Genomic DNA, 18,952 nt, shown 5'->3' on the forward strand with positions numbered 1-18,952 from the left:
GGTCAGACCACGCATACCGGGTAGAGGAACGGCACTGTCACCAGGACCGGAAGACACGCCAGGAAAGCGCCGGGGATGGTGATGAACGGCGACAACACGACGGGCTCGACCTGAACAGGAACCGGTGCGACGGGGACGGGATCCGCCGCGGGCGCTGCGCCGGCTACACCGGCACCTAATGCGATCAGCGGCGCACAAGCGAGCACCGCGATGGTTGAACGGACTTTGTACATGACCATTTCCTTCGACTGTCTGACTACGAGTCGTGTCGGTCCCGAGTCGGGAACGTCACCGCTTTCAAGAACAGCACCGGCGGTCAGGAATTTCGTCGTTCGAACAGATGAAATCAGAAAGGTCGCTTGGAACGGATGACCGCCGCCAGGTATTCGTAATCCGCGGCCCGCGCGGATGACCCCCGATAGGCGAGCCCGATCGTGCGGCCCGGGGCGGGGTCGGCGAAGCGCGCGGTGTCCAGACTCGCGCGCGCTGTCTCGGCCGCCACGGCCATCTCCGGGATGAGTGTCACGCCCAGCCCGCCCGCCACGCACTGCACGACCGTGGTCAGCGAGGCCGCGCGGGTGTCACCGACCATCCCTGGTTGCACGTCGGCCGAGCGGCACAGGTCAAGGGTCTGATCGCGCAGACAATGCCCCTCGTCGAGCAGCAGCAGTGGCAGATCGGCGAGCGCGGGTGCGGCCAGGTCGGTGCGCCCGGCCAGGTCGTGGCCGCGCGGGGTGACCAGGACGAATTCCTCACTGTAGAGCGGGATCTCGACCAAGCCGCTCGCTTCGCTCGGCAGCGCCAGCACCGCCACATCGAGCACACCGGTGCGCAGGCCGTCGAGCAGCCGCGCAGTCTGGTCCTCGATCACCTGGGGCACCACCCCGGGCAGTTTGCGGCGTAATTCGGGCAGCAGCTCGGGCAGCACATACGGCGCCACGGTCGGAATGAAGCCCAGGCGCAGCGTGCCGCCGAGGGTGTCACCGGTCGCCGAGGCGACGAACCGATCGGCGGCTTCCAGCGTCGCCCTTGCCTGCGGCAGCAGACGCATCCCGGCGGCGGTGACCAGCACGCGGCGGGTGCTGCGCTCGATCAATTGGAGCCCGAGTCCGTTTTCCAGTGATGCCAGTGCCTGCGATAACGTGGGTTGACTCACAGTCAAACGCGCTGCGGCGGTGCCGAAATGCCGGTATTCGGCGACGGCCACGAACGCACGCAGCTGCGACAGGGTTGGCTGATAAGTCTGATCACTCACACCTATCAGTGTACGGCCAGCAATCGGCTTTACCTTTCAGTAGGCTCACATCAACCACACCACGAATGAGGAGACGAAGCATGGCTCTGCTGACCATCGGCGACCAGTTCCCGGCATACAACCTCAAGGCCGTCATCGGAGGCGATCTCTCCAAAGTCGACGCACAGCAGCCCGACGATTACTTCACCCAGATCACCAGCGACGACCACGCGGGCAAGTGGCGCATCGTGTTCTTCTGGCCCAAGGACTTCACCTTTGTGTGCCCGACCGAGATCGCCGCGTTCGGCAAGCTGAACGACGAGTTCGCCGACCGCGACACCCAGGTGCTCGGCGCCTCGGTGGACAACGAGTTCGTGCACTTCCAGTGGCGCGCCCAGCACGAGGACCTCAAGACCCTCCCCTTCCCGATGCTGTCGGACCTCAAGCGTGAACTGGCCACCGCCACCGGTGTTCTCAACGCCGACGGCGTCGCCGATCGCGCCACCTTCATCGTCGACCCGAACAACGAGGTGCAGTTCGTCTCGGTGACCGCCGGTTCGGTCGGCCGCAATGTCGACGAGGTGCTGCGCGTGCTCGACGCCCTGCAGTCCGACGAGCTGTGCGCCTGCAACTGGAAGAAGGGCGACCCGACCATCGACGCGGGCGAACTCCTTTCGGCCAGCGTCTGATTCACCCTTCCCCACCGAAATACCCCCAGAGGAGCCCCACTGTCATGAGCATCGAGAACCTGAAGAACTCTCTTCCCGAGTACGCCAAGGACCTCAAGCTCAATCTGTCCTCGCTGGCCCGCACCACGGTGCTCAACGAGCAGCAGCTGTGGGGCACCTTGCTCGCTTCGGCCGCGGCCACCCGGTCGGCGACCACCCTGCGCGAGATCGCCGAAGAGGCCGCCGACGTGCTCTCGGCCGAGGCGTACGACGCCGCGCTCGGTGCCGCGTCGATCATGGGCATGAACAACGTGTTCTACCGCGGTAAGGCGTTCCTGGACGGTCGTTACGACGACCTGCGGGCGGGTCTGCGGATGAACATCATCGGCAACCCCGGCGTCGACAAGGCGGATTTCGAGCTGTGGTCGTTCGCGGTCTCCTCGATCAACGGCTGCGCGCACTGCCTCGAGGCGCACGAGAAGACGCTGCGCGAGGCCGGTGTGTCGCGCGAGGTGATCTTCGAGTCGCTGCGGGCGGCGGCGATCGTCGCAGGCGTCGGCCAGGCGGTGGCGTCGACCGAGGCGTTGGCCTCGGCTGCCGTCTGATTCGAGACACTGCTCTAGGCGTTTGCGCGGCCCCGATCCGGATTCCGGGTCGGGGCCGCTGCTGTGGGGTGCGGACACGTCCGCCGCGCTCACGGTGCGGTCGGCGCCGCTGTGCGGGCCGGTAGGCTCGCGCTCATGAACGCACATGATGTGCCAGATGCCCCGGATATCCAGGTCGAGGTCGTCCGCGTGTTCACCGATCCGGCCGGAAATCTCGGCAATGCGCTCGGCATCGCCCGCGCGGGCGATGTTGTCGCCCTCGACAAGCAGGAGCTGGCGGCGCGGCTGGGATTCAGCGAGACCACGGTGGTCTCCGAGCCTGTCGACGGCGTCGCCGACGTCCGCATCTACACGCCCGCCGTCGAGTTGCCCTTCGCCGGGCATCCCACCGTCGGCACCGCGTGGTGGCTGGATGTCCAGCGCACTCCGGTGCACACCTTGCAGGTGCCCGCGGGCCCGGTGGCCGTCACCCAGACCGACGGTCTGACCTGGATCACCGCGCGCGCCGAGTGGGCACCGAAATTCGCCTTCCAGCAACTGGAGTCGGCCGAGGCGCTGGCGGCCTTGTCGCCCGGCGACTTCACCGATGGTCAGCATTTCTTCTGGGCCTGGACCGACGAGACGCGCGGTGCGCTGCGGGCCAGGATGTTCGCTCCCGCGATGGGCATCGCCGAGGACGAGGCGACCGGGGCCGCCGCGGTCGCGCTCACCGGGCAGTTGCGTCGCGGGCTGATCATCACGCAGGGGCTGGGCTCGCAGCTCTACACCGAATGGGACTCCGACGGGTGGGTTCGACTCGGCGGGCGGGTCGCCGAAGATCACGTGGTGGTGCTCTAACTTTCCGGTTGACTGCCGAAGCGGCGCAGCCAGGGGGGTCTGGCCGTCCAGTGGCCGCGCCGCTGCGGTGCGTCGGTGCCCAGGTCGGCGAGGATGCGGGTTTCGAGCATGCGGGGCGGGGTGTGCTGGTCGTCGGCGGCGAGCAGTGCGAGCACTTCGTGCACACCGCGGACACGGGTGGCGAACTGCGACAGGCTGTTCGCGGTGGTGGCGGTGAGTCTGTTCTCGATGTGGTGATGTTCGAGTTCGGCGACCGCGTCGAGGGCGTAGGCGTCGGCCAGCGACAGCACCGAGCCGGGCGGGCACCACGACTGTGTGGCCGTCCATCGGTCGATCCGCTGCTCGGCGAGCCGTTCGATGCTTTCGGCCAGCAGTCTCGTGACCATCGGCACGCGCAGGCCCAGTTCGCGGCCGATGGCACGGTAGGTGCGGCCGCCGTAGTAGGCGAGGACGAAGACTTCGCAGTGGCTGTCGAGTGGATCGTCGAAGCCGAGCCTGGCCGCGGCCGCGAGCCATGGCATGTCGTCGCCGCCGCGGCGGTCCAGGCGAAGGCGCTGGACCGCGAGACGATGGATCTGGGCAAGTAGCCAGGACTGATCGGGGGTGAACGCCAGGCCGGGATGGGCGATATGAGCTGCGCCGGGGTGGTCCAGTTCTGTATCGCTGCCGGGGTCGCCCGGTCCCGCCGTACCGAAGCCCCATCGGTCTTCTGTACCGGCATTGCCGTGGCCGGGGTGAACAAGTCCGGGATGGGCAAATTCCGCGTGGTCCGGTTCGGGATGGCGGGGGTCGGAGTTGCCATGACCCGCACCGTCGGTGCCGTCATCGCGAGCGTCCGGGTAGTCGGCGCCGAGGTGGTCTGGTTCCCCGGACCGGGAATCGGCGTGGTCGGCACCCGCATGATCGGACCGGCGGGAACCGTCGTTGGTGTAGACGACGCCTCGACCGAACGCTACGTCCATCGAACCGTAGGTGGGCGGAGCTAGATCGGAACGCTGTTCGGTCGCGACGAATGCCGAACGGCCCCATGGTGTGCCGAGGTCCGGACCGGGACGTGGCGGCGTGCCCGCCGCAGTGTCGTCGGCGGATTCGGCCGGGTGGAAGTCGCAATCCCGGTTGGTGTCGTCCTCGTCGAGGATCCACTGCGCCGCTCTCGCCCGCCGATATCCCTCACGGACAACATCTTCGGCGGCGCCACGACGATGCAGCACCCGCAGGGCCAACCCGAACGCGGCGGCGCCGGTGGAGCGGTAGAGCGCGCGCATCTCCTCGCGATCGTCGGCGCCGGAGACGATCGGGGGTACCCGCGTACCGCCGCCGCGGCCCCCCGGCGGCGGTTGGGGACCGCGCTGCCCGCTCATCGTCGAATTCCTGCCCGCACTAAGGCAATTCGCAGCGCAAGCCGTTGTGGATCGGTATTCACCGGCCGATCGCGGCGATCAGCATGAACGCGGTCCCGATATCCATCGCCACATGGGGCACCAGCGCCGAGGTCAGCGGGTGGGAACCGGCGGGATGGACGAAGCGGTGCCAGCGTGACCGGTGACCGACCGTACCGAGCGTGAGCAGCGCATCGAAGCCGAACAGCACCGCCAGCACGACGGCGGGCCAGCTCGCCCCACCGGCGCCGTGCACCGCCCCGTGCCCGGTCATCGCGTAGAGCATCGCCGCCGCGGCGACGGTGTGATAGCCCAGTGCCAACATGGGGTCGGGTGCCGATCCGGTGCGCCACCCCATGATGCGTTCGGCGAGCAGGATCGCGAACGCGACGGTGAGGGCGGTGAGCAGCCCGCGCATCGCGTGCGGGTCGGTGGCGGCGGGGAACACCAGCATCGCCAGCATCACCAGGCACATGAGCAGGTGCGCGCTGTCGGACGCGGTATCGACTCGGTGCGCCGGCGGCGTTCGCCTGGTCAACCGGGTCGCCACGATCAGCGACGCCAGCACGAACGCGGCGACCACCGGCCACCGCACGAACGCATACTGCTCCACGAAATCGGCCACACCCCACCACTTTCGAGTCGACACCCGCACCACCATGCTCGCACCCACGGTGGTGCCCTGGGGCGTTTTCCGCGGTCAGGGCGCACCTCATCGCGACGCCGCACGCCGACGGCCACTCCAGCGAGACCCTCGCGCTGCGCCCTCAGCACCGCTCGCTCAGCACGGCGAGGTCACTCCCATAGTGACCGACCCGGATCGATGGGCATCGGCATCGATCTGCAAACTGGACTGATGACCGATAACCCAACCGCCGCGGTCGACCAGCTTCGCGTGGTGGCCGATGATCTCACCGGCGCGGAAATCCGGACCCTGCTGGCCGCTCACCACGCGGAAATGGCGGACACCACCCCCGCCTGCAGCATGCACGCCCTCGACCTCACCGCCCTGCGCGATCCCGCGGTCACGGTGTGGAGCGCGTGGTCCGGCGACGACCTCGCCGGGTGCGCTGCGCTGAAGGAACTCGACGACCGGCACGCCGAGATCAAGTCCATGCGCACCGCCGAGGGATTCACCGGCCGTGGAGTCGCGGCCGCGGTGCTCGCCCACCTGGTCGAGGTAGCCCGAGAACGCGGGTACCGGCGGCTGAGCCTGGAAACCGGCGCCGAGGACTTCTTCGCCCCGGCCCGCCGCCTCTACCTGCGCCACGGATTCATCGAGTGCGGCCCGTTCGGCAGCTACTCCCCCGACCCACTGAGCCGATTCTTCACCCTGGGGCTCGAACCTTCCTGATTCCGCGCGAGGTGATGTCGACACCGTGAGGCCGGTTCCGCCTGCGAGGTCCGCTGACGGAACCGGTGGACGAATCAGCCGAGGGCGCGGGCGAATCCGTCCGCGAGCTCGGCGACCTGCGCGTCGGTCATGACGAACGACGGCGAGATCTGCATGGCGCCCGCACCGGCGGCGCGGCCCGAGATGCCGTGTTCGCGCAAGGTTCTCACCAGGGCGGGACCTTCGGCGGGGTCGGCGAGTTGGACTGCGGCTACGGCGCCGAGGCCGCTGCGGACTTCGGCGACGCGGGGGTGATCGGCCAACGGGGCCAACGCGGTGTGCAGGGTGGATTCGAGGCGGGCGGCTTCCTCGATGAGGCCTTCGCGTTCGACGATGGCGAGGTTGGCCAGGGCTGCGGCGGCGGCACCGGCGTGGCCGCCGTAGGTGTAGCCGTGGCGGAACCAGGTGCCGCCGGCGAAGAACGGCTCGGCCAGGTGGGGGGCGATGAAGACCGCGCCCATCGGGACGTAGCCGGAGGTGAGGCCCTTGGCCGTCGTCATCAGATCGGGCTGCAGGTCGAAGCGGGTGGAGGCGAACCAGGAGCCGCCGATGCGGCCGAAACCGGTGACGACCTCGTCGGCGACGAAGAGGATGTCGTGGTCACGGCAGATCTGGCGGACCTCGGCCAGATAGCCATCGGGCGGCAGGTACACCCCACCGGCACCGATGATCGGTTCGCAGAAGAACGCGGCGATCTGCTCGGCGCCGACCTCTTCGATCAGGGCGAGCAGCGATTTGGCGTCGTCCCATTCGACGGTGCGGGTGTCGTCGACCAGCACGCCGTAGCCCTCCTTGTTCGGCGTCAGACCGCCGAGCGAGGTGCTCGCGTAATGCATGCCGTGGTAGGCCAACCGGCGGCCGACCAGAATCTTCTTGTCGGCGCGGCCCTGTTCGTACCAGTAGCGGCGGGCCAGTTTGGCCGCGGTCTCCACCGAATCGGAGCCACCGGAGGTGAAGAAGATCTTGCTGCCGGGAACGGGGGCGATCGACGAGAGTTTCTCGGCGAGTTCCTGGGTGGGGGCTTCGGTGAGGTCGCCGAAGTTGGAGTAGTGCGCGATAGTGCGCAACTGGTCGGCGACCGCGTCGGCGATCTCACCGCGACCGTGCCCGACGTTGGCGAACCACAGCCCAGCGGTGGCGTCGAGGTAGCGCTTGCCCGCGGTATCGAAGACGTAAGCGCCCTCGCCGCGAGCGATAACGAACGCACCGTCACGATTGACGGCACCCATATCAGCGAATCCGTGCCAGAGCGCATTCATGGGTCCACATTTACCCCACCGCACCGCGACGCGCGCGCCGGGCCCGTCGCGTGGTCAGTCTTCGGCCTTGCGTTCGCGCCACCACGCGGGCAGATCGCCCAGCGAAGCCATGGCTACCGCCAGCACCGCGAACACCAGCGTGAGCACGACCAGTCCGATCGCCATCGACAGATAACCCTGGTCGGTGGGGTTGATGAACGGGTAGGGATACCAGTCGACGATCGGACCGCGGATCAGGCTGTAGACGCCGTAGACGAGCGGGAAGATCAACCACTGGCCGATCAGCGCCGGACTCGGCCGCAATCGCCGCGCCATCGCGACGAACATCCAGTCCAGCACCAGGATCAACGGCAGGTAGCGGTGCATGAGGTCGTTGATCCACTTGTCGTTGAGCATCACATCGATCCGCGACAGCAGCACCGCGTAGACGACCATCGTGATGAGCATGTAGAGCGTGACGGCACCACGCAACAGCTGCCAGCCGCGGCCCTGCGGTGCGACCAGACCACCGATGAGCAGCACGATCACGCCCAGAATGTTGGACTCGATGGTGAAGTAGCTCAGATAGTTGGTGAGCGAGAAGGTCGCCGAGTCGATATTGCGCACGGGAATCCACAGCAAGACGACAACTCCCAGCAGGCCGAAACCGAGCCGATAGGCCCTGATCCACCACGCCGTTCGCACCGATGCGCTCATGCTGTGTCCCTTTCGCCTGGTCGCCGCGCTCTGAGTGGCGACGCGAGGTGCCTGCTGACCGCTCATGCCCGGATCCTCGCATGATGGACCCCCGCTGACCGGGAGTTCGTCGTCGCATGAGCCATCGCGTCGCGCGGTGTCACCCAGACGCGCGGACCGCGACGGGCGGTGTCGTGGTGTGTCGTTGGTCTCCGCGAGCATGCGAGCGGGCCACGCGAGGGGAAAACCGGTGGCGGGCCTCGCTACGCTGGTAGGCGCAATGACCAGAACAGCTAGCACCGGAACCCGCGCGCTGCGCACCCGCCTGGCGGAGGTCTCGCTGCGCGATGAACATCGGCTCCAGCGCAAGCTCGACCGTGCGCGCCCCGACGACTTGCCCGCCATCGAGGCCGAGATCGCCACCGCCGAGACCCGCGTGGCCAATCGCCGCGCGGCGCTTCCGCGGATCACCTACCCGGAACAACTCCCCGTTTCCGCGCGCCGCGACGACATCGCCGCCGCCATCGCCGCCAATCAGGTCGTGATCGTGGCCGGTGAGACCGGTTCCGGCAAGACCACCCAGATCCCCAAGATCTGCCTCGAACTCGGTCGCGGGATCCGCGGCACCATCGGCCACACTCAGCCGCGCAGGCTCGCCGCGCGCACCGTGGCCGAACGCATCGCCGAGGAACTGGGTACCGAACTGGGTGACGTGGTCGGCTACACGGTCCGATTCACCGATCAGGCTTCGGATCGCACACTGGTCAAACTCATGACCGACGGCATCCTGCTCGCCGAGATCCAGCGCGACCGGATGCTGCGCCGCTACGACACGATCATCATCGACGAGGCCCACGAACGCAGCCTCAATATCGACTTCCTGCTCGGCTATCTCAAGCAGTTGCTGCCGCAGCGGCCCGATCTCAAGGTGATCATCACCTCGGCGACGATCGATCCCGAACTGTTCGCCCGCCACTTCGCGGACGCGCAAGGCACGCCCGCGCCGATCGTCGAAGTGTCGGGTCGGTCGTATCCGGTGGAGTTGCGGTACCGGCCGCTGTCGCTGGAACTGCCCGGATCCGACGATGACGAGGACACCCGCGTCGTCGACCGCGATCCCACCGACGCCATCGCCGACGGGGTTGTCGAACTGTTCGCCGAGGGCGACGGTGACGTGCTGGTGTTCCTGTCGGGCGAACGCGAGATCCGCGACACCGCCGACGCCCTCCGCGATCTGAAACTCCCCCGCACCGAGATCGTGCCGCTGTACGCGCGGCTGTCGGCCGCCGAACAGCACAAAGTCTTCGCCCCGCATACCGGGCGCCGGGTGGTGCTGGCCACCAATGTCGCCGAGACCTCGCTGACGGTGCCGGGCATCCGCTACGTCATCGACCCCGGTACGGCTCGCATCTCGCGCTATTCGATGCGCACGAAGGTGCAGCGGCTGCCGATCGAAGAGGTCTCCCAGGCCTCGGCGCGGCAGCGATCGGGTCGCTGTGGTCGCGTCGCCGACGGTATCTGTATCCGGCTGTACTCCGAGGACGATTTCGAGGCGCGGCCCGCGTTCACCGAGCCGGAGATCCTGCGCACCAACCTCGCGGCGGTCATCCTGCAGATGACGGCGCTGGGGCTGGGCGATATCGAGAGTTTCCCGTTCGTCGAGGCACCCGACCGTCGTGCCATCCGCGACGGCATCGCCCTGCTCGAAGAACTGGGCGCGCTGGCGCACGGCAGCACGAAATCTGTTGACGGCGAAGCTGATTCGGGTGGACATCTCACGCTCACGCCGATCGGGCGGGAGATGGCGCAGCTGCCGGTGGATCCGCGGATGGCGCGCATGCTCGTCGAAGCGCAGCGCAACGGGTGCCTGGACGAGGTGCTGATCATTGTCGCGGCGCTCTCGATTCAGGATGTGCGCGAACGCCCCGTCGAGCATCAGCAGGCAGCCGATGCCCAGCATGCGCGCTTCGTCGTCGAAGGCTCGGACTTCCTGGCCTACCTGCGGCTGTGGGATTACCTCACCGAGCAGCGCAAGTCGCTGTCGTCCAACCAGTTCCGCCGGATGTGTCGCGAGGAGTTCCTGCATTACCTGCGCATCAGGGAGTGGCAGGACCTGCACGGCCAGTTGCGCACGATCGCCCGCGGGATGGGCTGGAACGACGTGGGCGCGAGCCGGGGACAGACGAACTCCGACACCACAACGACCGGCGACCGGCGCACCGCGGCTGCCGGTGGTAGCACCGCCGAGGGCGCCGGCGGCAATCGTGGACGCCGTGGTCGCGGCCGCGGGAATTCCCAGCGCGCGGTGACGGAGTCGACCTCCGGGGCGAACGCCACCGTCGGCCGTGCGGACACACAGGACGAAGGTTCGCGCCGGGCAGCTGGACGATCTCGACGTGGCGGCGGTGCCGGCCAGCACGCGGTGTCCGCGAAAGCCGTTGGCGGGTCGGCGGATTCGTCCGACGATGACGCGATGCCGTGGCCGAGTACCCAGATCCACCAGTCACTACTGGCGGGCATGCTGTCGCATATCGGTGTGCGCGAAGCGGAGTCGCGGGAGTTCCTCGGGGCGCGCAATGCGAAGTTCATGATCTTCCCCGGGTCGTCGCTGGCGAAGAAGGCACCGCGCTGGGTGATGGCGGCCGAACTGGTGGAGACCTCGCGACTGTGGGGGCGGATCGCGGCGAAGGTGGAGCCGGAGTGGGCCGAACGGCTCGCCGGCGACCTAGTGAAACGTACCTATTCCGAACCACATTGGTCGTCCAAGCGCGGCTCGGCGCGCGCCTACGAGCGGGCGACGCTGTACGGCGTGCCCTTGGTGACCGGGCGGCCGGTGGACTTCGGGCGCATCGACCCGGAGCTGTCGCGCGAGCTGTTCATCCGCCACGCCCTGGTGCAGGGCGAATGGCAGACGCGGCACGGGTTCTTCGCGCGCAACCGGGCCCTGATCGACGATGTCGCCGACCTCGAACATCGCGCGCGGCGGCGCGACATCCTCGTCGACGACGAAGTGCTGTTCGAGTTCTACGACAAGCGCATCCCCGCCGACATCGTGTCGGTGCGCCATTTCGACAGCTGGTGGCGCAAGACCGAGCGCAACGATCCCGCGCTGCTGGACTTCTCGACCGACACCGTGGTCAATGCCGGTGTCGCCACGCTCGACCCGACCGACTTCCCCGACGCCTGGCGCCAGGGTGAACTCAGCTTCCCGCTGACCTACCAGTTCGAGCCCGGCCAAGACGACGACGGCGTCACCGCGCGGATCCCGGTGGAGCAGCTCGCGCACGTGCGGGCGGTCGGCTTCGACTGGCTGGTGCCGGGCATGCGCGAAGAACTCGCTGCCACGTTCATCAAGACTCTTCCGAAAGCGTTGCGGCGCGCGATCGTTCCCGCGCCCGACTTCGCGGCGGCGGCGTTGCGCGCGCTGACTCCGCGCGCCGAGCCGCTGCGCACGGGGCTCTCGCGGGAACTGTCCCGGCTGGGTTCGGTCACCATCACCGCCGACGACCTCTCCCCCGCCGCGCTGCCCGATCATCTGCGCATGACCTTCGCCGCGGTCGATCGCAATGGCAAGGTGCTCGCCAAGAACAAGAGCCTCCAGCAGCTGAAAGCACAACTGGCAAAACAGGTTTCAGCGTCGGTCGCGCGTGCCACCGCCGGTGCCGAGCGTGCGCCCGCGACGGTGTGGACCTCGGAATCCCTTGGTTCGGTCGCGCCGACCGTGAGCCGCGAAGTCGCAGGCCAGACCGTGACGGGGTACCCGGCACTGGTCCCCGAGGGCGAGGGCGTCGCGGTACGCGTACTGAGCTCGCCCGGCGAGCAGGCGGCCGCGATGCGAGCCGGTGTGCGCACCCTGCTGCTCGCCGCGATCCCGACCTCGACTCGCGCGGTCACCGCCGGACTGCCCGCCCGCGATCGGCTGGCGTTGAGCCAGAACCCCGACGGGTCGCTCGACAACCTGGTAGAGGACTGCAGGATCGCCGCCGCCGACGAACTCATCGCCACAGCGGGCGGCCCGGTTCGCACGCCCGAGGAGTTCGACAAGCTGGTCGCGACCGTCCGACCGCAACTGTCCACGGCGGTCGTCGCCCTGATCCGCACCGTCGTGCCGGTACTGTCCGCCGCCCAGCAGGCGCGCGCGGCGCTGGCCGACACCCTCGAAACCGATATCGCCGACGATGTCCGCCAGCAACTCGACGACCTGCTGTTCCCCGGTTTCGTCGCCGAATGGGGACGGGTGCGGCTGGGTGAACTCCCGCGCTACCTCCTCGCCGCGGCACAGCGCCTGCAATCGCTACCCGGATCGGCGGTGCGCGACCGTCAGGCCATGGTCGAGGTGGACCGGATGCTCGCCGCCTACGACAAGCTCGTCCGCGCGCTGCCTCCCGGCCGCAAGAACGCCCGCGAGGTCACCGAGATCTGGTGGATGATCGAGGAGCTGCGGGTCAGCCTGTTCGCACAGAAGTTGGGCACGCCGTACCCGGTGTCGGCCAAGCGCATCGAGAAGACGATCAGCACGATCCGTCGCTGAACCCGGTGCGGGCGTTGAGGATCAGCCACCGACGACTGATGGACCAATCGCTGCGAGAGGTAGGCCGAGACAGCGGGGATGTCGCGAGGCGATGCCGGTGGACGGGGCCCGCGCTGAACCTGGGTCGTAGATCAGTCGGTCGCGGCGACCGCGGCCGCCGCGCGGGCCGCCCGCATCTCGGTGATCTCGCGTTCGAAATCAGCTGCGCTGGTGAAGGATCGGTACACCGAGGCGAAGCGTAGATACGCCACTTCGTCGAGGTCGCGCAGCGGGCCGAGGATGGCAAGACCGACCTCGTGGCTGGGTACCTCGGGAGAACCCTTGGCGCGCACCGCGTCTTCGACCTGCTGGGCGAGCAGGTTCAGTGCGTCGTCATCGACTTCCCGGCCCTGGCAGGCCCGGCGGACACCGACGATCACCTTCTCGCGGCTGAACGGCTCGGTCACGCCACTGCGCTTGACCACCGACAGAATCGCCGTCTCGACGGTGGTGAATCGGCGCGCACAGCTCGGGCAGGAACGACGGCGGCGGATCGCGGTGCCCTCCTCGACTTCCCGCGAGTCGACGACGCGCGAGTCGGGGTGTCGGCAATACGGGCAATGCATCCGAGGGTTCCTTCGTCGATGCGCATTTCTATTCCATGGCTCTTGACAGGATACCGGTCAGGATGGCACAACCTGCCACTGCGTGGTCAGGTCCGCGATGATGTCGGGCAGCCGGGCGAGCAGCCGGCCCCGGTCGAGCTTGACGGCGAACGGTTCCCGATACACCGTCACCGCGTGCGCGGGGTCTGCGACGAGGTCGAGTTGGCGGGGCACCAGGTCGGCGATGAGGTAAGCCCAGCGGGCGTCGCGGTCGGCCCAGTTGAACGCGGGCAGCGGCATCCGCAGCCCCAGCGGGCTCCCCGCGGCGATCGGCGACCACACCGTCGCCGGTGCGTAGACGCCGGGTGCGCGGGTACCGGCCAGACCCGGCTTGCCCGCGACCGTGGTGACATAGGTGAGCACCCGGCCCATGCCGTCGCGACCAGTCGCGGTCGCGTCCCATTGGTCGGCGACGATGTGGTTCTGCTCCCGATCGGTCATGGCGACCAGCGCGTCGGCGCGGCCCGCCTCGGTGCCACCGTCGATCCCACGCCAGGCCGTGAGCATGCGGTCGTCGAGCAGACCGGCCGCGAACATCTCGTCGATGCCTGCCATCCCCTCGGCGAGGTAGGCCTCGTGCATCGGCACCAGGTCGGTGAAGATGTGTTTCTGCATGATCATCAGCCGCGTTTGATACCAGGCCAGATCGGCGGGGGTCAACCGCGGGGCGAGGGTGGCCAGCGCGGTGATGTCGCGGGGCACCCCCGAGAGGAGCTGCGGCGGGGTGGCGCGCAGCAGGTCGGAGACGACGTTGCCGAGTTCGTGGATGCCGCCGACCGAGAGCACGGTGGAGACATCACCGATATCGAAGAACCCCGAGGCGAAGGAGCCGCCCGCGATGCCGGCGAGGCCTGCCCAGTAGAAGTCGGGGCGGGCGGCGGCGATGCGAAAGTAGTTCACATACACCTGGGTGAAGGTGGCCGTATTCTCCGCTACGCCGCGGTAGGGCGCCCAGGCATCGAGGTCGATGGCGGCGTTGTCGGTGGCTACGACGAGCCAATACTGGTGCAGCAGGGTCGAATAGCGTGCGGGGTCGATACCGTCGGACCGTGCGTGCTCCAGCGCATCCCAGAGGAGGGGCTCGGCGGTCGGGAGTGCCGGGTGCAGGGCGCCTGCCTGTTCGCCGTCGCCGTTGAGGGCGGGCAGGTCGAGGTACTCGGCGTAGGCGGGGGCCGCGTGCGCGGCGGGTGCGAGTACCGCACCGAGGACCAGGCTCATGAGAAGAGCGATCGTGCAGCGGCGCACCGAAACCTCGCATCCGGGTTCGACCGGGGCCCCGCCCCGATTCAGGATGCCCGCCACCGTAGCAACGTGTTCTAGTTTCAGGGTGCGATTCGCCGATACCGACGATCTCGCTCACCGCCGAAAACGTTTCCGAAAACGTTTCCGCGCAGCTGTTTTCGACTCATCGCCCCGGCTCGAACCGCGCGCCGGACCCGAACCCCGCCTGCTCCGAGATTCCGGGGATCGTCGAGTCGACGTGGTCGACGAAACTGCCGGCGCGTACGTGCGCCAGTCCGAGAAAGGCCACGACGATCAGCGCGGTCACCAGCGCCGTCACGGCCAGCGCGGCGAACCCGACCTTGGCCTGTTCGACTCGGTGCAGCGGATGCAAGCCCTGCGCACGGCCGGCGCGCACGGGACCGCGGGCATACAGCGAGAGTTCGCTGCGCGGTGCGCGACGATGTGGGCCGCGATCCGCCGACGGGCGAGCGACCTCGCGGGTTCGGCGCGCGGGTTCACTGCGGGGCACGGTGGCGAAGGCGAGATCGAGCTCGGCGTCGGTGAGTTCGATACGCCGAGCGCCGCGAACGATATCGGCGGCGGGCAGTCCGTCCGCCGGCGCACTCAACACGCCGGACCGGACGATACTGCGCGCGACATCCGCGGACGTCGTCGCGGGCGCGCGGGTCGAGGCAGCGCTCGCGGTCGGCGCTTCGACCGCCGGTTCTTCGACGCCTGCCGCCTGCGGCATCGCCGGTCGGACCAAGGCGAAAGGCCGTGGAGCGCGGGCGGTCCGGCGTCGGCGGAGAATCGACTCCGAGGCCGGGATGGGGTCTGAGGAACGCAGGGCGCTGGTTGCTGTGCTCATCGGAAGAACCTCCGGGGTGGTGTGCTCCGCTGCTGCGAGAAAGTACTGGTGAGGCGGCGATGCCTCCCGCTGTTCGAACACCTGTGCGACGAACTGATGTTCGATTTCTACCAGATTGCCGTGCCCCTGTCAGCACGAAACGCCCGACATGCTCGAACAGATGTTTGATTGTTCGGCGTGGCCCGACTAGCCTCGAGATGGCGAATTCGACAACTCAGAAGGGCGGGACACGGTGACCCACACAGACGACACGGGTGACGAAAGCGGCACCGGCACCGTCACATCGGGATCCGGGACGGATCTCACCGTGCGTCAGCGCACGGTCCTCGATGTCATCCGTTCCTCGGTGACCGAACGGGGCTATCCCCCCAGCATCCGCGAGATCGGCGACGCGGTCGGCCTCACCTCCACCTCCTCGGTGGCCCATCAACTACGCGCCCTCGAACGCAAGGGCTATCTACGCCGCGACCCGAATCGACCGCGCGCGGTGAATGTCCGCGGGCTCGATGAGGCGGTCCGCTCGGTCACCACGCTGCCCCAGCAGACCGACGAGGTCGACCCGAGCCGCCCGACACCGACGTTCGTCCCGGTCCTGGGACGGATCGCCGCCGGTGGCCCGATCCTGGCCGAGCAGGCCGTGGAAGACGTTTTCCCGCTGCCGCGCGAACTCGTCGGTGAGGGTTCGCTGTTCCTGCTCAAGGTGGTCGGCCAGTCGATGATCGACGCGGCGATCTGCGACGGCGACTTCGTTGTGGTGCGCCAGCAGAATGTCGCCGAAGGTGGCGACATCGTCGCCGCGATGATCGACGGCGAGGCCACCGTGAAGACCTTCAAGCGCAGCGGCAAGGACGTGTGGCTGATGCCGCACAACCCGCATTTCGAGCCGATCCCCGGCAACGACGCGCAAATTCTGGGCAAGGTCGTCACCGTCATCCGCAAGGTCTAGCGGCGCGGTCATCTCCCAGATCAGCAACTCGGCGGCGGTCACGCGGTGGGGGTAGCGAGATCGGCGCCGCGGGCATTCCGCACACATGTGCGCGTCTGCACCGCGGCGCCGATCCAGCCGATCAGGCGGTTCCGGTCACCAGGGCAGTACGTTGCGCAGGCGGCCGACCATGGTGCGGCCGGTATCGCGTGCGCGCTCGTTGAACAGGAACTGCAGTTCTTCTTCGAGACCCTTGCGCACCACATCGCGCAGATCGGCGGCCGCACCGTCGAGGTCGTCGGCTTCCATCCACGGCGTGGGGTCGATGGGGGCACCCGCGGAGAAGTAGAACCGCTCCGGGCGGGGCAGTACCGTCGGGCCGACACCCTTGACCAGCGGCGGGTTCAGCTCGGGATTGATGCCGAGCAGACGGCAGGTCCAGCGCAGCGGAGCCATCACCGGATGCTGACCGTCGAAGACGATGTCGTAGGCGTCGTCGATGCCGATCATCGCCAGCGGCACGATGGGCACCCCCGCCTGAATCGCCATCCGCGCGAAACCCGTGCGGCCCTCCCACTTGAGCACGTACTTCTCGCCCTTGCGGCGGATCGCCTCGCGGCCACCACCGGGGAACACCACCACCGCTTCCCCGCGCTCGAGCAGCGCCAGGCAGTTCGAGCGGGTGCCACGGACAGCGCCGAAATGATGCAGGAAGTCCCGCACACCGGGCACCATCAGCACATGCTCGGCCAGGCCGCGCACCAGTCTGCCGCGCACCCGCAGGATCTCCGGCATGATCAGCGGTGCGTCGATCCCGCCGAGCAGATTGTGGTTGGCAACGATCAGCACCGGCCCTTCGGCCGGGATGTTCTCCAGACCGTAGAACTTCGGGCTGGTCCACAACCGCACCGGCGCGAACAGCGCTTCGAAGGCGCGCATGTCCCATTCACTCGGCGCCGGATGCAACGGCGCGCCATCCGACAAGACCGCGCCGGACCGAACAGGATCGCCCTCCGCGACCCTGTTCTCCTTCAGATTTTTCGTACCATCATGGTCGTTCGACATAACACCCTCCTGCAGTCGATATTCGACCATAGCGTCCGAAAATGCCTGTGTCGCATCGACATTTGTCCGCAACCGGCGGGCAAATCAGCGAAAAAGATCAGCTGAGCGCCGGCTCGGAAGGCCCGGAGTGGGCGTACTCGGACAGTGCCGCGGCCAAGGCGTGCGGCACACGCGCGCGAACCCGGGTGCCACCTTCCTCGTGGTCGGCGGTGACGATCCGGCCGTCGGCGTGGATGCGGGCGAGCAGATCGCCGCGGCTGTAGGGCAGCAGCACACTGATGTCGACATCGAGTCCGCCGAGCACCTCGGAGAGCCGCTCGCGCAACTCCTCCACACCCGCGCCGGTCTGCGCGGAGACGAAGGCCGCCTGCGGCAAGATGCCGCGCAACCGGGTGAGCTCGTTCGGATCGGCGGCATCGATCTTGTTGACCACCAGCAGTTCCGGCGGAGCGGGCGTGCCCTGCTCCCTGATCACGTCGGTGATCACCTCGCGCACCGCCCTGATCTGCTCGAGCGGCAGCGGGTCGGCGCCGTCGACGACATGCAGCAGCAGGTCGGCGCCGGTGACCTCCTCGAGCGTCGAGCGGAAGGCCTCGACCAGCTGGGTCGGCAGGTGGCGGACGAAGCCGACGGTGTCGGTGAACACCATCTCGCGGCCGTCGTCGAGCGCCGCCCGACGGGTGGTCGGGTCGAGGGTGGCGAACAGCGCGTCCTGCACGAGCAGGCCCGCACCGGTGAGCGAGTTCATCAGGCTGGACTTGCCCGCGTTGGTGTAACCGACGATCGCGATCGAGGGCACGCCGCTCTCGCTGCGGCGCGCGCGCATGGTGTCGCGCGCGGTCTTCATCTCACGGATCTCGCGGCGCAGTTTGGCCATCCGCTCCCGGATGCGGCGACGATCGGTTTCGATCTTGGTCTCACCGGGACCACGCAGACCGACGCCACCGCCGTTGCCGCCCGCCCGGCCACCGGCCTGACGCGACATCGACTCACCCCAGCCGCGCAGGCGGGGCAGCATGTACTCCATCTGCGCCAGCGCGACCTGGGCCTTGCCCTCGCGGGAGGTGGCGTGCTGGGCGAAGATGTCGAGGATCAGCGCGGTGCGGTCGATGACCTTCACCTTCACGACCTTCTCCAGCGCGGTGAGCTGCGCGGGCGTGAGTTCACCATCGCAGATCACCGTGTCGGCGCCGGTGTCGAGAACGACGGTGCGCAGCTCCTCGGCCTTGCCGGAGCCGATGTAGGTGGCCGGGTCGGGCTTGTCGCGGCGCTGGATCAGCGCCTCGAGGACCTCCGAGCCCGCCGTCTCGGCGAGCGCGGCCAACTCGACCATGCTCGCGTCGGCCTGGGCGACACTGCCGGTGGTCCAGACACCGACCAGCACGACGCGCTCGAGGCGCAGCTGACGGTATTCGACCTCGGTGATATCGGTGAGTTCGGTGGACAGCCCGGCGACGCGGCGCAGCGAGGAGCGCTCGTCGAGCTGCATCTCGCCGACCGTCGGGTCGGCCGCCCAGCCGGGCTGTTTCATGCGGGCCGCGTGGCGGGCCAGCGCGTCATCGACGTCACCGCGATCGGCGGCCACGTCGGGATCGGCCGCGGTGGTGTGCTCGGCCGAGGTGGATTCTGTGGGTTCTACTGGTTT

The 18,952-nt window shown here is 68.2% G+C and carries 17 protein-coding genes; 6 read left to right on the forward strand and 11 right to left on the reverse strand.

Annotated elements, in window-relative coordinates:
• Positions 1-2 precede the first annotated feature (2 nt).
• Complete coding sequence (locus ACFXKN_RS20805; protein ID WP_378944546.1) at positions 3-233, reverse strand: hypothetical protein; 231 nt, start codon at positions 231-233, stop codon at positions 3-5.
• A gap of 113 nt (positions 234-346) precedes the next feature.
• A complete protein-coding gene (locus ACFXKN_RS20810; protein WP_378944544.1) occupies positions 347-1,255 on the reverse strand; it encodes a LysR substrate-binding domain-containing protein in 909 nt (302 codons plus the stop codon).
• Between the two features lie 80 nt (positions 1,256-1,335).
• Between ACFXKN_RS20810 and ACFXKN_RS20815 the strand changes: the two genes are divergently transcribed.
• From ACFXKN_RS20815 to ACFXKN_RS20825, 3 genes are all read left to right on the forward strand, one after another.
• On the forward strand, positions 1,336-1,923 hold the full coding sequence (locus ACFXKN_RS20815) for a peroxiredoxin (RefSeq protein ID WP_266291067.1): 588 nt from the start codon (positions 1,336-1,338) through the stop codon (positions 1,921-1,923).
• 44 nt (positions 1,924-1,967) lie between these two features.
• Positions 1,968-2,507: a carboxymuconolactone decarboxylase family protein gene (locus ACFXKN_RS20820; RefSeq protein ID WP_378905620.1), complete on the forward strand. Its 540-nt coding sequence runs from the start codon at positions 1,968-1,970 to the stop codon at positions 2,505-2,507.
• A 135-nt stretch (positions 2,508-2,642) separates the two neighbouring features.
• Positions 2,643-3,344 carry a PhzF family phenazine biosynthesis protein gene (locus tag ACFXKN_RS20825; RefSeq protein ID WP_378944539.1) on the forward strand — a complete coding sequence of 234 codons (702 nt, stop codon included), beginning with the start codon at positions 2,643-2,645 and terminating at the stop codon, positions 3,342-3,344.
• On the opposite strand, the gene ACFXKN_RS20830 is transcribed toward ACFXKN_RS20825, so the two are convergent.
• Together ACFXKN_RS20830 and ACFXKN_RS20835 are read right to left on the reverse strand one after the other, a co-directional pair.
• Positions 3,341-4,705, reverse strand: coding sequence for a hypothetical protein (locus tag ACFXKN_RS20830; protein WP_378944535.1), 1,365 nt, complete (start codon positions 4,703-4,705; stop codon positions 3,341-3,343). The two genes, ACFXKN_RS20825 and ACFXKN_RS20830, sit on opposite strands and share 4 nt — an antisense overlap.
• A 58-nt stretch (positions 4,706-4,763) precedes the next feature.
• Entirely contained in the window at positions 4,764-5,372 is a 609-nt protein-coding gene (locus ACFXKN_RS20835) for a DUF5134 domain-containing protein (protein ID WP_378944532.1), read from the reverse strand.
• A gap of 207 nt (positions 5,373-5,579) precedes the next feature.
• On the opposite strand from ACFXKN_RS20835, the gene ACFXKN_RS20840 reads away from it, so the two are divergent.
• Positions 5,580-6,077 carry a GNAT family N-acetyltransferase gene (locus tag ACFXKN_RS20840; protein WP_378944528.1) on the forward strand — a complete coding sequence of 166 codons (498 nt, stop codon included), beginning with the start codon at positions 5,580-5,582 and terminating at the stop codon, positions 6,075-6,077.
• A 74-nt stretch (positions 6,078-6,151) separates the two neighbouring features.
• Here ACFXKN_RS20840 and ACFXKN_RS20845 read toward each other — a convergent pair whose 3' ends face one another.
• Both ACFXKN_RS20845 and ACFXKN_RS20850 read right to left on the reverse strand, forming a co-directional pair.
• On the reverse strand, positions 6,152-7,375 hold the full coding sequence (locus ACFXKN_RS20845) for an aspartate aminotransferase family protein (protein WP_378944524.1): 1,224 nt from the start codon (positions 7,373-7,375) through the stop codon (positions 6,152-6,154).
• Between the two features lie 54 nt (positions 7,376-7,429).
• Positions 7,430-8,071, reverse strand: a complete 642-nt coding sequence (locus ACFXKN_RS20850; protein WP_378944521.1) for a Pr6Pr family membrane protein — start codon at positions 8,069-8,071, stop codon at positions 7,430-7,432.
• Between the two features lie 259 nt (positions 8,072-8,330).
• Between ACFXKN_RS20850 and hrpA the strand changes: the two genes are divergently transcribed.
• A complete protein-coding gene (hrpA, locus tag ACFXKN_RS20855; RefSeq protein ID WP_379433634.1) occupies positions 8,331-12,581 on the forward strand; it encodes an ATP-dependent RNA helicase HrpA in 4,251 nt (1,416 codons plus the stop codon).
• Positions 12,582-12,712: 131 nt separating this feature from the next.
• On the opposite strand, the gene nrdR is transcribed toward hrpA, so the two are convergent.
• From nrdR to ACFXKN_RS20870, 3 genes are all read right to left on the reverse strand, one after another.
• A complete protein-coding gene (gene nrdR, locus ACFXKN_RS20860; protein WP_378944515.1) occupies positions 12,713-13,186 on the reverse strand; it encodes a transcriptional regulator NrdR in 474 nt (157 codons plus the stop codon).
• Between the two features lie 57 nt (positions 13,187-13,243).
• On the reverse strand, positions 13,244-14,443 hold the full coding sequence (locus ACFXKN_RS20865; RefSeq protein WP_378944510.1) for a hypothetical protein: 1,200 nt from the start codon (positions 14,441-14,443) through the stop codon (positions 13,244-13,246).
• A 187-nt stretch (positions 14,444-14,630) separates the two neighbouring features.
• Positions 14,631-15,317 (reverse strand): hypothetical protein, encoded by a 687-nt coding sequence (locus ACFXKN_RS20870; protein WP_379433635.1) that lies wholly within the window; start codon positions 15,315-15,317, stop codon positions 14,631-14,633.
• Positions 15,318-15,624: 307 nt separating this feature from the next.
• Between ACFXKN_RS20870 and lexA the strand changes: the two genes are divergently transcribed.
• Entirely contained in the window at positions 15,625-16,263 is a 639-nt protein-coding gene (gene lexA, locus ACFXKN_RS20875; protein WP_235569435.1) for a transcriptional repressor LexA, read from the forward strand.
• 135 nt (positions 16,264-16,398) lie between these two features.
• Here the strand turns inward: lexA and ACFXKN_RS20880 are convergent, their stop codons facing one another.
• Both ACFXKN_RS20880 and hflX read right to left on the reverse strand, forming a co-directional pair.
• On the reverse strand, positions 16,399-17,307 hold the full coding sequence (locus ACFXKN_RS20880; protein WP_378944503.1) for a lysophospholipid acyltransferase family protein: 909 nt from the start codon (positions 17,305-17,307) through the stop codon (positions 16,399-16,401).
• A 97-nt stretch (positions 17,308-17,404) separates the two neighbouring features.
• On the reverse strand, positions 17,405-18,838 hold the full coding sequence (hflX, locus tag ACFXKN_RS20885) for a GTPase HflX (protein WP_378946178.1): 1,434 nt from the start codon (positions 18,836-18,838) through the stop codon (positions 17,405-17,407).
• Between the last annotated feature and the right edge of the window lie 114 nt (positions 18,839-18,952).

This window comes from Nocardia sp. NPDC059195 (assembly GCF_042754695.1).
In the GTDB taxonomy this organism is placed as follows: Bacteria; Actinomycetota; Actinomycetes; order Mycobacteriales; family Mycobacteriaceae; genus Nocardia.